Annotated in this window: 3 protein-coding genes; 1 reads left to right on the top strand and 2 read right to left on the bottom strand. The window is 75.5% G+C overall.

Annotation, left to right across the window (positions count from 1 at the left end):
* Positions 1-47: 47 nt before the first annotated feature.
* Positions 48-1,253 carry a S8 family serine peptidase gene (locus ABZ945_RS06430; RefSeq protein WP_361264825.1) on the bottom strand — a complete coding sequence of 402 codons (1,206 nt, stop codon included), beginning with the start codon at positions 1,251-1,253 and terminating at the stop codon, positions 48-50.
* Between the two features lie 199 nt (positions 1,254-1,452).
* Here ABZ945_RS06430 and ABZ945_RS06435 point away from each other — a divergent pair, with 199 nt between their 5' ends.
* Positions 1,453-4,761, top strand: a complete 3,309-nt coding sequence (locus tag ABZ945_RS06435; protein ID WP_361264828.1) for a right-handed parallel beta-helix repeat-containing protein — start codon at positions 1,453-1,455, stop codon at positions 4,759-4,761.
* Positions 4,762-4,885: 124 nt separating this feature from the next.
* On the opposite strand, the gene ABZ945_RS06440 is transcribed toward ABZ945_RS06435, so the two are convergent.
* Positions 4,886-15,250, bottom strand: a complete 10,365-nt coding sequence (locus tag ABZ945_RS06440; RefSeq protein ID WP_361264831.1) for a hypothetical protein — start codon at positions 15,248-15,250, stop codon at positions 4,886-4,888.
* Between the last annotated feature and the right edge of the window lie 472 nt (positions 15,251-15,722).

A 15,722-nucleotide genomic window follows, 5' to 3' on the forward strand; every position in this document is an offset into this window, starting at 1 on the left:
CACGGCATAGGGGCCCTCGGCCGCGCACGCGGCCCCCGCGGCCAGGGTCAGGGCCCCGGTGGGTTCGGGGGTGCCGTGGGGGGTTGGGTCGGGGGGCGCCAGTGGCGGGTGCGGCCGCGGGGGATGATGGCGGCCGCGGCGGCGACGAGGATGATCAGGGCGGCGCCGCCCGCGGCGACCACCAGGGCGCGGTGGCGGGGCTCGTGGGGTGCCGGGGCGGGCATCCGGGCGGGGGCGGGGCGGGGGGCCGACCCGGAGGCGCCGTCCAGGACGGCGGTCAGCGCGGCGTAGGGGTCCAGCCGCGGCGGGCTCGCCGGGTAGCCGGTCGCGGTGAGCCGGTCCCGTACCTGGGTCGCCGTCAGCTCCGGATGGCGGGCGCGCACCAGCGCTGCGGCGCCCGCCACATGGGCGGCGGCCAGCGAGGAGCCGCTGCCGATGTAGTGGCCGGCGCCGCGCGGGCCGGGGCCCACCACCGAGCCGCCGGGGGCCGCGAGATCGGCGCCCACGGCGGTGGGCGCCTTGGCCGGGCGGCTGCCGTCGGGGCCGTAGTCCAGCACCGACAGCGCCCCCGGGGCGGACGCCGGCCAGTACCAGGTGGCGGGCGGGCGGCTCTCGCCGCGCGGGTCGTCCGGGAGCGCGTCGGGGGCGGCCGGGGCGACCACCAGGGCGTCCTTGGCCCGGGCGTAGGCGACCGCGCCGGTCAGCTCGGCCCGGCCGGTGGGCAGCGCCCGGGACACATAGATCACCTTCGCGCCCGCCGTCGCGGCGGCGCGGATCGCGGTGGCCACCGACACCGGTGTGGCGGTGCCCCGTTCGTCGGTGCACCGCACCGCCAGCACCCGCGCCTCGGGGGCGACCCCCACCGCGCCCACCCCGGGCAGCGGGGCCCCGGCGATCAGCCCGGCGGCGAAGGTGCCATGGCCCACGCAGTCCTCCCCCGCCGAGGCGAGCGTGCGCACCCGCCCGGCCAGCGCCGGGACGCCGGCACCCACCCCGGTGTCCACCACCGCGACCGTCACTCCCGCGCCCTTGGACTGCCGCCAGGCGCGGGACAGTTGCAGGGTCCGTATCGGCCAGGGCGCGGTGCGGGCGGTCTCCCCGGAGGCGCCGGTGCACGGCTCGTCCGGGGGCAGCTGCGCGCGCACCACCGGCAGCGGTACGGGGGCGGCGGACGCGGGGGCGGCCGTCAGGGGCGGCACGGCGGCCAGCGTCAGGGCCGCCGCCAGGGCTGCCGCGGGAAGCGCGCGTCTCATGCCGCGCATCCTAGGTCGTCCGGCCGAAGGCCGGGCCGGGCGGGCGGAGTCGGCGCACGGGCGGGCCGACTCGGCGGGAACGGCCGGTGAACTGACCTGTCCCACCTGGTAGATCACTTCGGCCTCACGTAGCCTGCAAGAGGTGCGCCGCGCCGTCCCGCGTGGGCCGGAGGCCGCGCAGGGACGAGGGAGGACCAGCGTGTCACGGCAGTTGCTCATCGTGGGCCCGGACGAGCCGCAAGGAAGCCGGACCATCGGTGAAGCCCTGACCCAGGCCCGGAGCGGGGCCGTGATCCGGGTCCGCCCCGGCCGCTACCCGGAGAACCTCACCGTCCGCACCCGGGTGACCATCGTCGCCGACGGCGAGCGCGGCAGCGTGGAGATCTGCCCGCGCCGCGGCAGCGCCGTGTCCCTGGTCGCGGACGCGGTGATGCTCACCGATCTGACCCTGCGCGGCGGCACGGAGGACGTGCCGGTGGTGGACGCGGCGCGCGGCCAGATCGCTATGGACGGCTGCACCGTGGCCGGTTCGGGGTGGACGGCGCTGCTCGCCCGGGACTCCGGCTCGCTGGCCATGCGGGACTGCCGGGTGAGCAACCCGGACGGCGCGGGGGTGGTGGACACCGCGCCCACCGGGACGGTGGTGGCGGACTGCGTCATCGAGAACCTGGGCACCACCGGCGTGGTCATCGGCGAGCAGGCCCGTACCGCCGTACGCGGCTGCCGCATCCGGGACGCCCGGGGCAACGGGGTGCTGGCCAACGGCGAGGCGACCGGCACCGTGGAGGACTGCGAGATCTCCGGCACCGAGAAGCCGGCCATCGCCCTGGAGGGCAGCAGCGCCACCCGGGTGGCGCGGACCCGGGTGCACGACGCGGCCGTGGGCGTCTACATCACCAGCGACTCCCGCCCGGTGCTGGAGGACGTCACGGTCACCGGCACCCGGGGCCCCGGCATCGTCATCGCCTCCGGCGCGGCCCCCGAGCTGGTGGACTGCCGCACCTCGCGCACCAAGGGCAACGGACTGGCCGTCACCGAGCGGTCCCGGGGGATGTTCCGGGGCTGCGCCTTCGACTCGGCCGGTGCCTCGGCGATCCGGGTGATCGGCTCCAGCGCCCCCTCGCTGACCGACATCACGGTGCGGGACTGCGCCGATCCGCTGGCGGCGGTGCTGCTGGACGAGGACTCGGCCGCCGAGTTCGACCGGCTGCACCTCCAGGACGCGACCGGCACCGGGCTGCTGATCCGGGGCGGGGCCAACCCGCTGCTGCGCCGGGCCCGGGTGCTCGACGCCCGCGGCACGGGCGTGGAGATCGTGGACGGCGGCCGGGGCCGGCTGGAGCACTGCGAGATCGAGGGCGCCGGCGCGGACGGGGTGCGGATCGGCGCCGGCGGCAACCCCCAGCTGCGGGACACCGCCATCCGCCAGTCCGCCGACGTGGGCCTGCGGGTCGCCGCGGAGGGCCTGGGCACGGTACGGGACTGCCGGGTGCACGCCTCCGGGGCGTCCGGCGTCGGAGTGGACGGCGGCGGTGAACTCTCCGTGCTGCGCGGTGAGATCACCGACTCCGGGGCGCACGGGGTGCTGGCCTCCGAGGGGGCCCGGGTGACCCTGTCGGCCTGCCTGGTCAGCGGCTCCACCGGGGACGGCATCCGGGTGGACAGCGCCGAACCGATCACCGCGACCGGCTGCGCGGTACGGGAGAACCGGGGCGCGGGTCTGCGGCAGACCCGGCCGGGCGAACGCCTCACCGTGGAGGACCTGACCAGCGCGGGCAACGGCGCGCCGGACCTCTGGGGCGCCGAGGTGGCGGCCCAGGCGGCGGGCGCCGGGGGCCGGCCGGGCCGGGCCGCCCCCAAGGGGCCGCTGGAGGAGCTGGAGTCGCTGATCGGACTGGCCGACGTCAAGCACCAGGTGCGGACCCTGGTCAACCTCAACCAGCTGGCGCAGCGCCGGACCCGGCTCGGCATGCCGGTGCCGCCGATGAGCCGCCATCTGGTCTTCTCCGGGCCGCCCGGCACCGGCAAGACCACCGTGGCCCGGTTGTACGGCGGCATCCTGACCGAGCTGGGGGTGCTGCGCTCGGGGCATCTGGTGGAGGTCTCCCGGGCCGACCTGGTGGCGCAGGTGATCGGCGGGACGGCGATCAAGACCACCGAGGCGTTCAAGGAGGCGCTCGGCGGGGTGCTGTTCCTGGACGAGGCGTACACCCTGCTGTCGGACGGCAAGGGCGGCGGCGCGGACTTCGGCCGGGAGGCCATCGACACCCTGCTGAAGCTGATGGAGGACCACCGCGACGAGGTGGTGGTGATCGCCGCCGGCTACACCGACGAGATGGGCGCCTTCCTGGACTCCAACCCGGGTCTGGCCTCCCGCTTCACCCGGACCATCGACTTCGCCAACTACTCGGTGGAGGAGCTGGTCACCATCACCGAGCAGATGTGCGAGGCGCACCACTACACGCTGGACCCGGGCACCCTGGACGCGCTGGCCCGCCACTACGGCCGGATGGAGCGCGGCGCCACCTTCGGCAACGGCCGTGCCGCGCGGCGGGTGTTCGAGGAGATGGTGGACCGGCAGGCGTTCCGGCTGGGCTCGATGCGCGATCCGGCCGAGAGCGATCTGTCGCTGCTGCTCCCCGAGGACGTGCCGGCCGGCCAGGGCGCCGACGCGCAGGACGCGGCGGGCAGTTCGGACGAGCTGCTGGCCAAGCTGGAGGCCATGGTCGGACTCTCGGCGGTGAAGCGGGCGGTGACCGACCAGGTCCATCTGCTGGCCACCGCACGGCAGCGGCGCGCGGCCGGGCTGCCGGCCCCCCGGATCAGCCAGCATCTGGTCTTCTCCGGGCCGCCCGGCACCGGCAAGACCACGGTGGCCCGGCTGTACGCGGACATCCTGCACTCCCTCGGGGTGCTGCCCAAGGGGCAGTTGGTGGAGGTGGCCCGCGCCGACCTGGTCGGCCGCTATGTCGGGCACACCGCGCAGCTGACCAAGGAGGTCTTCGAACGGGCCCTGGGCGGCGTGCTGTTCATCGACGAGGCGTACACCCTCACACCGGAGGGGTCGCCCTCGGACTTCGGCCGGGAGGCCGTGGAGACGCTGCTGAAGCTGATGGAGGACCACCGCGACGAGATCGTGGTGATCGCCGCCGGGTACACCGCGGAGATGCGCCGCTTCCTGGACTCCAACCCTGGCCTCACCTCGCGGTTCACCCGTACCGTGGTCTTCGAGGACTACACCACCGACGAGCTGGTGGGGATCATCACCGCCCAGGCGGCGGACTCCGGCTACGACTGCCCGCCGTCCACGGTGGAGGCCCTGCGCGGCTATGTGGCGGCGCTGCCCCGGGACCGCTCCTTCGGCAACGCCCGTACCGGCCGCCAGCTGGTGGAGGAGATGATGACCCAGCAGGCCCGCCGGCTGGGCACCATCGCCACCCCGGGTCTGGAGGACCTGCGGCTGCTGCTGCCCGAAGACCTGCCGGGGGCCCGCCCCTCCCCGGTGTGACGCCGACCGTACGGGGCCCGGACGCCGAAGTCCCGTACGGGCCCCGGGCCTGCCACCGGCCGTACGAGCCCCAGGCCGCCGGTCAGGGCCCGCCTGCCACGGCCATACAGGGCCGGGCCGCCGGTCAGGGCGCCGGGTCCACCTGCCATCGGCCGTCCGGGAGCAGTCGCAAGGTGAGGGTGCCGGTGCCGCCCGGCCCGGCCCGGTAGGCGCGCACCCCGCCGCCGGGCAGGACCACATCGACGTCAAGGCCCAGGGCCTCCGCGGCGGCCACCACCACGGCCAGGGCCGCCGCGTCCGCCCCGCCCGGCGCGGCCTGGGTGGCGGCGACCCGGCGGGCGAGCAGCCAGCGCAGCTGCTCCTCGGGGGTGAGCCCCAGTTCCTCGACGCTCAGCGTGCCGCCGGTCAGCACCGCCTGGACGGAGGCGGCGGCGGACACGGTGATGCCCGCGTCGGCGAGTTCCGCCACCGGCACCGGCTGCCGGCGGTCGAGCAGCGCGGAGCGCCGGTCCGGCCCCAGCGCGGTGAGCAGTGCCGCCTCGAAGCCGTCGAACACGGCACCGGTACCGCCGGGCGGCGATGGCGCTGGAGGGGCAGGGCGCGAGGGCGGCGGAGGAGGAGGGACCGACGGCGGAGCCGGCGCGTCGGGGACCGCGAGCCGGTAGTGGCGGTCGTCCAGGTGGAGGACGATCGGGGGGTACGGGCCCGGGGTGCCGCCGCCGAGCGCGGGGGGCAGCGCCGGGCCGGGTCGGCGTCCCGGGGTGAAGGTCTGGAAGGTGCCGTCGCCGCGGACCACGGTGACCTGCACGCCGAAGGTGCGGGCCGCGAGCAGCGGCAGCAGGTCGGCGGCAGAGTGGTCCCAGCCGGTGTCACCGGGCGCGCTGCCCGGCCGCAGCAGTTGGGACTGGGCGAGCCGGGAACGGGCCGTGGAGTCCAGCGCGGCGGCGTGCGGGACCACGGCGAGCTGGTCGAACTCGCGGCGCCCCGGCGTCCCCGGGGCCAGCGCCGCCACCGGCCCGGTGGCGTCGATCTCGGCGGCGGCGAAGGTGTCCGTGTCGTCCGGCGCGACGGCGTCCAGCAGGTCGGCGTCGGCGGGGTCGGAGAGCCGGGCGGCGAGCAGCGCCCGCAGGATCCGGGGGGTGTCCGGGTCGGTCGGGTCGATGTCGTGCTGGGCGGCGAGGGCGGGGGCCGAAACGGCCAGCCCATGGGCCAGGGCGTGGAAGAAGGCGTCGCCGTCGCGGGGCACGTCCAGCAGGGTGTGGCCGGTGCCGTCGGGCGCGGTGAGCCCGGTGCCGTCCGGGGATGCGAGGTAGCGGGGGCGCGGCGGGGCGGGAGGCGCCGGTGGCCGGGGGCCGGACACGGGCCGATGGGTCACCGGGGGCGGTTCGGCGAGTCCGGCGCGCAGGGCCCGGCCCGCGGGGGTCGCGCCGAGCTGGTGCCAGCGGGTCAGCAGGTCGGTGGCGGCGCGCACCCGGTGCAGCTCGGTGGCGGCGGCCTCGGCGGTGTGGGCGAGGGCGCGCAGTTCGGCGCGGCGGGCGTGCAGGGCGCGGCCGGCCGTCCGGGAGCGGTTCATGGCGCGGTCGCGGGCGGCCCGGGCCGAGGTGTCCTCCCGGGCGGCCCGTTCGACGGTCCGGGCGGCGATGCGCTGCCGCCGCCGGGCCTCGGCGGTCCGCTGGTCGGCTGCGGTGCGCAGCGCGGCGGCGGTGCGCCGGGCCCGCCCGGCCTCGGGCGGGGTGGCGGCGGAGGCGATCGGGGCGGGGCCCGCCACCGGCGCGGGGGGTGCGGCGGCCTCGGCGGCGGTGACCCGGGCCAGGGCGGCTCCGTACGCGGTACGGGCGTCGGCGGCGCGGCGGTCGGCCTCGGCGGTGTGGCGGGCGGCGGAGGCCTGGGCCGTACGCAGGCGTTCCTCGGCCCGGCGGAGGACGGCGGGGCGGGGTCCGCCGCCGGGCAGGGCGGCCCAGCGGGTGAGGTCGTCAAGGGTGTGCCGGGCGCGTTCCACGGTACGGCGGGTGGACCGGCGGACCTGGGCGGCGGTGTCGTCGGCCCGGGTGACCGAGGTGGCCGCGGTCTCCAGCTGCCCGGCGGCCGTCTCCAGCGCGTCGGCGGCCGTGTGGGCGGTCCGCCCGGCGGACTCGGCGTCGGCCAGGGCGGTGTCGGCCTCCTCCAGGGCGTCGACCAGCGGGGTGAGCCGGCGGGCGGTGTCCCGGGCCGTGGTGCGGGCGGTGTCCAGCGCGGCGGCCGCGGCGTCCCGCTCCTCGCGCAGCCCGGCGGAGGCGCGGCGCTTCTTCCAGTACGCCTTGTCGGCGTCGGTCCAGGCCTTGGCGGCGGCGCTGACGGCGTCCCAGGCGGCGGAGACCCGGGCGGGGAAGACGGTGTCGTCGATCAGCCCGAGCTCCCGGGCGATGTCGTCGCGGATCCAGACCAGGGCGTGCGTCCGCGCGGAGACGGCCTTGGGGCCGCGGGGCGGGTGCTTGGCGAAGGGGCCGGTGAGATAGCGGGCCAGGCGGCCGGGCGCGCTGTCCTTGACGCCTCGGTGCACCTCGGCGACGGCGAGCCAGTCGGTGGGGACGGCGAAGAGGAAGCCGCGGCCGGTCTTGGGTTTGACGTTGAGGGAGGAGAGGTGGTCCTCCCCCACCGGTGCGCCGTCCCCGTCGGCGGTGTAGGGGCCGGTGAGGGTGGCGGCGGGCTGGTTGAGTCCGGTCTGCTCGGTGCGGATGGCCACACCGCCGCCGAACGCCGAGTCCTGGGTGTTCTCCTGGGAGACGGAGGTGGACACGCCCTCGGCGGTCTCCCGCAGCACCTCCATCTTCATCCCGTCGGCGACGGTCAGCAGCACCGCCCCCGAGAAGTCCGGCACGGCGTGCAGGGAGAGCCGGGCGGAGTCGGTGCCCACCGGGTTGCGGTGGGTGAGGCCGGGCACCTCGTAGCCGCCGAGGGTGGCGGCCTGGTCGTAGAAGGTGGACAGCGCGGTGTTGGTGGTGGCGTCCTCCAGGGTCTGGGCGGGGCCGCCGCCGGGGTGGGTGAGGGTGGTGGTGGAGGCGCGGCGCAGCAGGGCGGCCCGGCGGGCGGCGTCGGGGGCGCCGGTCCCGTCGCCGTCCAGGCCGCGGAGGTCGGTTCCGTACGCCTCGGCGATGGCCCGGCGGCTCGCCTCCCGGATGTGCTCCAGGCCGAGGACGCGGCGGACATGGAAGCCGTTCTCCGGGACGGTGAACGGCCGGAGGCTGCCGTCGGTGTGGCGGGCGCCGCCACCGAGCAGCCCTGGGCGCGCCCCGGAGCGGGGCGGGGTGGTGGGGCTGAGGTCGGGTGGGGCGAGCCGGGGGTCGGGGGCGGGGCCACCCGGGGCAGGACCGGGCGCCATCAGGCTGAGCGGTACGTGTTCGCGCAGCGCGCCGGCGTCACCGGTGGCGGTGATCCGCTGCCGCCCGGTGAACCGCCGCACCGCCTCGCCCGCGCGTGCCCCGGCCCGCTGGACGGCGGTCGGGGTGCCGCCATCGGTCGTGCCGCCCGGGGCCTCGTCGTCGAACTCCAGGGTGAGGCGCAGCCGGTAGGGGGTGGTGATCTCGGCGTGCGGTTCGGTGGAGGCGGCGCGGTAGGTGGTGCTGCTCGCGGTGGCATGGGCGGCGGAGACGGACCGCCGCGAGGTGCCGGTCTCGGTGTAGACGGGCCCGGCGGCGACGGCGGTCGGGTCGCCGGTGTGGACGGCCTCGCCGACCAGGATGCCGAAGTCCTTGCCGGAGGTGAAGTCGGCGCCCTCCTGGACGGACTGGACCGCGCGCCGGTTCTCCTCCCGTTCCTGGGAGTGGTCCAGCATCTCCAAGGACGGGGCACCGGGGAGGAGTTCGACCCGGACCCGGGCCCGCCGCCCGCCGATCCGGACCTGCCGCCACCCCCAGCCCCCGGAGCGGGTGGCGGTGCTGGCGCCCGTCCCGGTCAGCTCCCGGTGCAGGGCCCGCAGCACCCGGGCGGTGACCTGCTGGCGGATGTGCTCCAGGGCGTGGTCGTCCAACCCGAGCGCGGCCACCTGCGCCTGGAAGTCGGCGAGGACGGCGGTCGGATCGAGGCCGTTGACCGGGTAGGTGCCGAAGGTGTTCCCCCGCATCCAGGGCTGCGGCGACCAGGCGTCGGCGGTGTAGCGGGGTACGGGCCCCAGGCCGTCGTCCAGGATGCCCAGCAGATGGGCGCTCTTCTCGGGGACATGGGCCAGCCAGCCGCCGGGGACGGAGACCACCGAACCGGCGGCACCGGCCAACGAGGAGGGAACGAGCGGGAGATGGGCGGCGGTGGTGCCGAGCATGCTGGAGATCATGGCCAGTCGGTGTTCGACCGTGCCGCTGACCAGGACCTGGTGGCCGAAGCTCTTGAGGTTGAGGTCGGCGACCACGGCGCGACTCAGGGTCAGGCTCCGCTGGCCGCTCTCCGACCAGGGGTTGGCCACCAGCCCGTACGCCCCGAAGGGCCCATGGGGGCCGGAGTGCGGTTTGGCGTAGGTGAGTTGGCCGCCGAAGGAGTGGGTGATGCTCCGTCCGGTCTTGCCGGTGGCCTGGGTGCCGCTGCCGAGGATCATCTCGGTGTCCATCTCCACCGGGCCGGTCAGGGCGTGGATGCCGGTGACGGTGGTGAAGTGGCGGAAGGTGCCCCACAGCGTGCCGTACGGGGGTTTGCCCATCAGGCCGGCGGTGGTGAGGCCGAGCGGACCGGAGCTCTGGTCGAAGGAGGCGGTGGCGAACTGCGGCTGGAAGGACCGCAGCACCGCCTCCCGGGCCGGGGCCCCCTCGTAGGAGAACTGCCAGCTCCCGCCGGAGGCGTTCCGCATCACCGTGCCCGCCGTCTCGACCAGTCCGGGCGGCACCACCACGGTGAGGGTGAGGAAGGCGTGCTGCCGCAGCTCGGTGAAGAGCCGGTGCTCCGGCCCGCCGGGCGGCGGTGGTCCGCCGGTGGCCAGGGTATGGGCCTGGCGGCGGGTCAGGGCGGTGCTGGGCAGGGCGCCGCCGAGGGTCCGGTACGGGTTGGGGAAGCCGGGCCGGTGCGGGTCGACGGCGGGGGTGTGCCGGTCGGGGACGCTGATCAGGACCTGGCCGGTGACCGGGCCGCCGCCGACCGGGGCGCCGTTCGGGCCGGTGCCCATCAGCAGGGCCTGCGGGCGGCGGAAGACGAACGGCTGGGTGCCGAGCAGCCCCAGGGTGGCCACCCCGCGCACCAGCCCCCGGAACCGCCAGTGGCCGCCGTGGCTGACGGTGAGGGCGAGGTCGTAGCGGTAGAGGTGGGAGGCCTTGGTACTCACCGACATGGGCTCGTTGGTGACGGAGGCGCCGTGGCCCGACTCGGAGTCGTGCTGGACGGCGGAGCGCCAGCCGAGCGAGAGCACCCCGGCGTTGTCCGGGGCACCGATCGCCTCGCCCGCCCCGGGGTCCGGGTCGCGGAAGGCGAGTTGGAGGTCGAAGCCGCCGCCGAGGGTGCGTTTGCGGCTCTCCTGGCCGTCCATCCGCTGGCCGCCCGGGGCGCTGTGCCGCAGCTTGAGGTCGTCCTGCCGGCCCTCGTACCGCCGGTTGGTCAGCTCGCCGTGCACCCAGATGTAGCGGTGTCCGCGCCCCAGGGTGCCGGGTTCGATCAGCCGCACCCGGATGCCGGTGGTGGTCAGCGCCTCCAGCGCGGCGGCGAGGCTCTGATGGGAGAGCGCGGTGAGCACCGTCAGGGTGTTGGCCAGCGCCGTCTGGTAGGCGTCGTCGCTGGTCCAGCGACTGCCGGGGCCGGGCGGGGTGAGCTGGTCGAGCGGCGCGACCATGCCGGGATACTGCGCCGCCAGGGTGGTGAGCAGGGTGTCGGCGAACTCGTCCGGCAGGGTACGGGCCGGGCCGCCGCCGGTGGTGCGGGTGCGCGCGCCGGTGGCATGGGCGAACTCCTCGACCCGGTGCATCCCGAGGGTCGGCGGATGGTCGACCGTGAGATAGGCGGGGGCGAACGGCTCGGGCAGCCCATGCCGGGAGGGCAGTGTGGTCCCGTCGTCCCAGCCGGCCAGCCGCCGCGCCTCGGTACGGGTCATCCGGTCCACGCTCCAGGTGTGGAAGACCCTCGCGGGGCCGCCGCTGCCCACATGCCGCACATGGACCGTCTTGCGGACCAGATACAGCCCGGTCGGATCACCCTTGACCTGCCCGGAGGTCTTCGACCCGCCGAAACCGCCCAGGCCGTTGGAGCGCGACACCGCGAACAGATAGCGGAAGGCGGGCCCGAACTGGAGCCGGAGATTGAGCACGCTGTCGCCGAGGTCGAGGAAGTTGAAGGCGGGTCCCAGCACCCCGTCCAGCCCGAAGTTGAGGTTCCGGGCCAGCGAGCGGTCGCTGCGCACGGTGGAGGTGATGATGTCGCGCAGCTCGGCGTCCGGGGTCTCGTCGATGAGGGTGGCGCGCACCGGCACCACCCGTTCCACCACGAACACCCCCAGCGGGGTGTGCCCCCGGTCGTCGGCGAAGAGCGGGGCGGTGGTCAGCCGCCCGGCGGCCAGCATCCGGGCGTGGCGCTGGAAGGAGTCGCTGGAGAAGAAGGCGTCCAGCTCCCGGTAGGCGGAGCTGCCCGGCGCGGCCCCGACCCGCTGGGCGGCCCAGTCCCGGATACGGGTGACCGGGCCGAACCCCTCGGTGCGCACCAGCCGGTACTGGGAGTCCTGGTCCAGCGCGATGGACCGCGGAATCCGTCCCGCCTTGGGCGGTTTCACCGCGCTGTCCGGCAGCCGCAGCGCCAGCCCGTCGCGCAGCCCCAGCCCGGCCTGGGCGCCCTGGGCCGGTCCTGCCGTACCGGGCGGCAGCGGCTCGGTCACCACCCGCCCGTCGGCGTCGGTGACCGACAGCTCGACATACAGGTCGTCCAAATAGACCTGGGAGCCGTCGAGCATCCGGGTCTCGGCCTGGCTGCTGACCTGGTCGCCGAGCCCGTAACCGACCTTGGTCCCGTATCCGCCGCGCACCGCCAGCCGCCCCAGCCCACCGAAGGCGAGCGCGGACGGCGGCCCCAGGAACGGGCCCCCGATGCCCAGTTGGGTGATGGACTGGACGTTGGCGCCCCGGCCGGACTGGACGGTGGCCCGGTCCATGGTGTCGATCTTGGCGGGCTTGCCGTAGGTGTCCTCGAACCGCTGCCAGCGGCCGTAGTGGCGGGCGGTGACCTTCAGTATCCGTACCTCCCCCGCGGCGTTGGTGTACGGGAAGGACAGCCCGCCGACCAGTGTCCGGGGCCGCTGCCGCAGGGCCGCGCGCAGCTCGGCCACCGGCCCCGTACCGGGTGGTGAGCCCGGCCGCCGCGCCCCCGGCCGCAGCGCCTCGCCGCCGTCCAGCAGCGCCGCCGCCTCGGCGACGATCAGCTCCGCGCCCCGCAGCGTCACCGCGCTCTGGCCGAACGTGGCGGGCTGGGTGAGCAGTTCGTCCAGCAGCGCGGCGTCGGCCCCGTCCAGCAGCGAGGCCAGGTCGTCGATATACGCGGGGATGGCCCCGCCGTCGGCGAACCGGGTCCGCCCACGCCGGGCGGCCGGCGGCTGCGCGCCCCGCTCCAGCCGGGGCGGCCGGGCGCCGTCCATCCGGTTGCGGGTGCCGGTGGTGGACGCCGGCTGCACCACGGGGGCAGGCGGGGCCGGTACGGGCACGGCCGGTACGGGCACGGGGACGGCGGGGGCGGGGAGCGGGGTGCCGGTCCCCGGTCCCGTACCCCATCCCGTACCACTATCCGTACCGCCGCCGGTCATGGTCGCGGGCCGGGGCGTACGCGGCTCAGCGCCTCGCGAGGCGGGCGGTGAGGTGTCCGGCAGGGTCCGGGCGGGCCCGTCCCCGACCGTGCGCACCGGCCGGACCGGCCCGGGTGGCGGAGGTGCCGGGGACGGCTTCGGCGGCTGGGCGCCGTCCGTGCCGAGGCCGCCGATCTGGGCGGCGAGCAGGCTCAGATGACGGCCGCGCAGTCCTGACTGGGTGAGCCCGTCCGGCGCCGGCCGGGTGTAGTCGCCCAGCAGGCTGCCGGGTACGTCCGGCCGGTGGGCGGTGTCCGGCCCGGTGCGGGACTCGTCCCGCAACCCCAGCTGGTGGCCGATCTCATGGGCGTAGTCGATCGGCTCCGCGTCCGCCCACCAGGCCGTCCGGGTCATCGGATGGTCCCTGCCGACCAGGTCCACGGTGAGCGCGTGCGGCGCGGGCCCGTCTCCGACCGGCTCCACGGTGATGTGCAGCAGCTCGCCGCCCGGCAGCCGGTACCGGGGCGCGTTGTAGTGCTCCTCCACCCCGGCCCGGACCTTCTCCCAGACCTCGGGCGGCAGTTCCGCCGAGCCGCCGGAGACCCGTACCGTGAGATCGGTGATCCACTCGCCGCCGTAGAAGACCCGCCGGGCCTCGAACCCGGACCGGACGACGTACTGGGTGGTCTGCCCCGGCCGCGCGGGATCGGCCGGAGTGGACACCGGATCGACCCAGACATGCTCCCGGGTCACCGGCGGCACGGCCTCTCGCGCCGCCTCCCAGCCCGGGTCCCCGGTCAGCGGTACGGAGGGAGGCGGAAGGGAGTCGGACTCCGGGGTGGCCGCCGCCTCCGAGGCGGATTCCTCAGCGGTATCCGCGCCGTCGGTGCCGGAAGCGGCAGGGGTACGCACCCGGGTGCCGTCGTCGTCCCCGCCGGTGGACCCGGTCGTGGGCCCGGCCGCGGACCCTGCACCGGCGGGCCCCCCACGGAGGGTGCCGGAGTCCGGCGCGCCCCGGTCCGCTCCCGTCTCGGCCGCCCCGGGCTCCCCCTCCGGGAGGAAGGCATCGGCGGGGCCGTCCCCGGCACCGGGCCGCGGACCGGTCGAACCGAGGGGGCCCGCAGGGCCGGTGACACCGCCGGGCAGGGGGCGGCCCCCGCCGGGGGTGAGCGAGGACGCGGTGTCGCCGGGGGCAAAGGTCTCGTCGCCTGTGCGCGAGGTGGTACCGGGAGCAGGGGCCCGGTCGCCGATGCGCGGGGTGGTGCCGGAGGCAAGGGTCTCGTCGCCGATGCGCGGGGTGGCGCCGGAGTCCACGGTTCCGGTACCGCGCGGACCGCTCGGCCTTCCGCCGTACTCGCCGAGCAGGCCGTCCGCATCCGGCCGGACCACCGGGGCAGACGGGGACGGCAGCACACGGGGCGGGTCGAGAGCCCCGGGGGTCGTCAGCGGCCCGGTGCCTCCGGCCTCGAATTTGCCGGAACGGGACAGCGTCTCCGTCCTGCCGGACACCCCCGGGTCATCGTCGGCCCCCTCGGGGCCCGGGCCCGGCCCGATGGGGCGCGGGGCGGTGGTCCCGCCACCGCTCGGCAGGACCGGGAGCGGTCCCCCAACCGACCCCGCGGGCAGCGGCACCGGGGACGGATCACCGCCGAACCGGGCGGTATCCCCGCCCCCGGCGGGCGTGGGCAGCGGAGACGGCGGTACGAGGGGCACCGGGCCGATCGGTGCGGGCGCAGGACGAGTCAGCGCTCCATCCACGCCGCCGGTACCCCGGCCTCCCGGGCCTCCACCGGCCGGGCCGACCCGGTTGACCTCCGGGAACGCCCGTGTATCGGTCAGCCACTTGTTCAGCCACAGCCCCCCTCCCCCGATCCCGGCGTCGGTCACCACCTGGAACATCGAGCTGGTCCCCGAGCCGACGAAGGTCTCCCACTTGAACTCCCACACCCCCTCGAAGATCCCCTGGACCAGCACCTCCGCCGCACTCTCGCTCACCGCGCCCACCACGAAGGCCTCGGGCAGGTCGTTCAGCACATCCAGCGTCTTCACCGTGAACGGATTCCGCTTCACCCAGGAGTCGAAGCCGTCCACGTTCTTCTTCAGATAGTTCTTGAAGAAGTTCCCGAACAGGTCGAACGCCCCGCCCAGCCACCCCGAGAACAACCCCGCCAGCGCCCCGAAGGCCGCGCCCTTGCCGACCTCCTTCCAGTCGATGCCCTTCGGCTTGCGCGGGCCCTCGTTGAGCGCGATCTGCGCCAACTGCACCGCCAGCACCTGCAACGCCTCGGTCAACGCCCCCGTCAGCGCCGGACCCAGCCCCGACATCCGCAGCAACCGCTGCACGATCAGCAGCACCGCCAGCCGACTGCGCGCCCGCGCCAGGAACATCTGCGTCACCGAGGTGCCTCCGGTGAACGCCGCCAACGCCGCCAGAATCGCCAACTCCGCGATCAACGAGATGATCTCGGCGATGATCTCCCACTTCGCCCCCTGGATCTTGATCGAGTGATCGATCTGACCCGAGGAGATCTCGTCCAACTGGTCGACCATCTGGTCGATATGGCTCACCCCGGCGTCATCCACCAGCACCGACAGGGCGCTGATGTAGGGGTCCGCCACCTCCTTCGGCAACGCGGTCGCCGCCTCCGCGATCGACGCCCGGATCTCCTCCTGGAGGGACTTCAGACCGCGACCGTAGCGGTGGTACAGCTCGCGGCTCTCATAGGCGAGGTTCTCCCTGGCCTCCAACGGCATCTCACCGATGAGGATCCAGAGCATCTTCCGGACATCCTCCGGAAAGTTGATCTCCTGCACTCAGAACTCCGCTCCCGCGTGGCCCTGTCCGACGCGTGGGCATCGTAGGGAGACATCCGAGGCCGATCGGTACCGTTTCGCACGACCTTGCGGGACCTTGTGGCGATTCGGTCCGACAAGTCTTCCGGAACGCTTCCCCGGCGGTTCACCTCCCCGCCTCCGCCACTCCCCCGACCGGCCGAACAGGGCGCCCGCGGACACGGTCCGGAAATCCCCCCTCCCTCGCAATATTTACTTGCATAAGGAAACTGAAACGTTTCACCGCCGCACAACGGACACACCCCGAAGGATTCCACCCGGAGCCGATCACCCGTCACATGCGTTTCCCACGGCGCCACACCCCCCTTCCGTCACGATATTGCCCAGCAGCTCCACTCACGCCATTCCGCGGAATCCCGAGGCACTGTCGACACGGCTCAACGGGTATGCGATAGTC

The sequence above is a fragment of the Streptomyces sp. NPDC046887 genome, from assembly GCF_040644755.1.
Lineage (GTDB): Bacteria > Actinomycetota > Actinomycetes > Streptomycetales > Streptomycetaceae > Streptomyces > Streptomyces lichenis.

Coding starts and splice junctions, on each gene's coding strand:
- ABZ945_RS06430 (WP_361264825.1), bottom strand. CDS start 1,253: ATGAGACGCGCGCTTCCCGCGGCAGCCCTGGCGGCGGCCCTGACGCTG.
- ABZ945_RS06440 (WP_361264831.1), bottom strand. CDS start 15,250: ATGCTCTGGATCCTCATCGGTGAGATGCCGTTGGAGGCCAGGGAGAAC.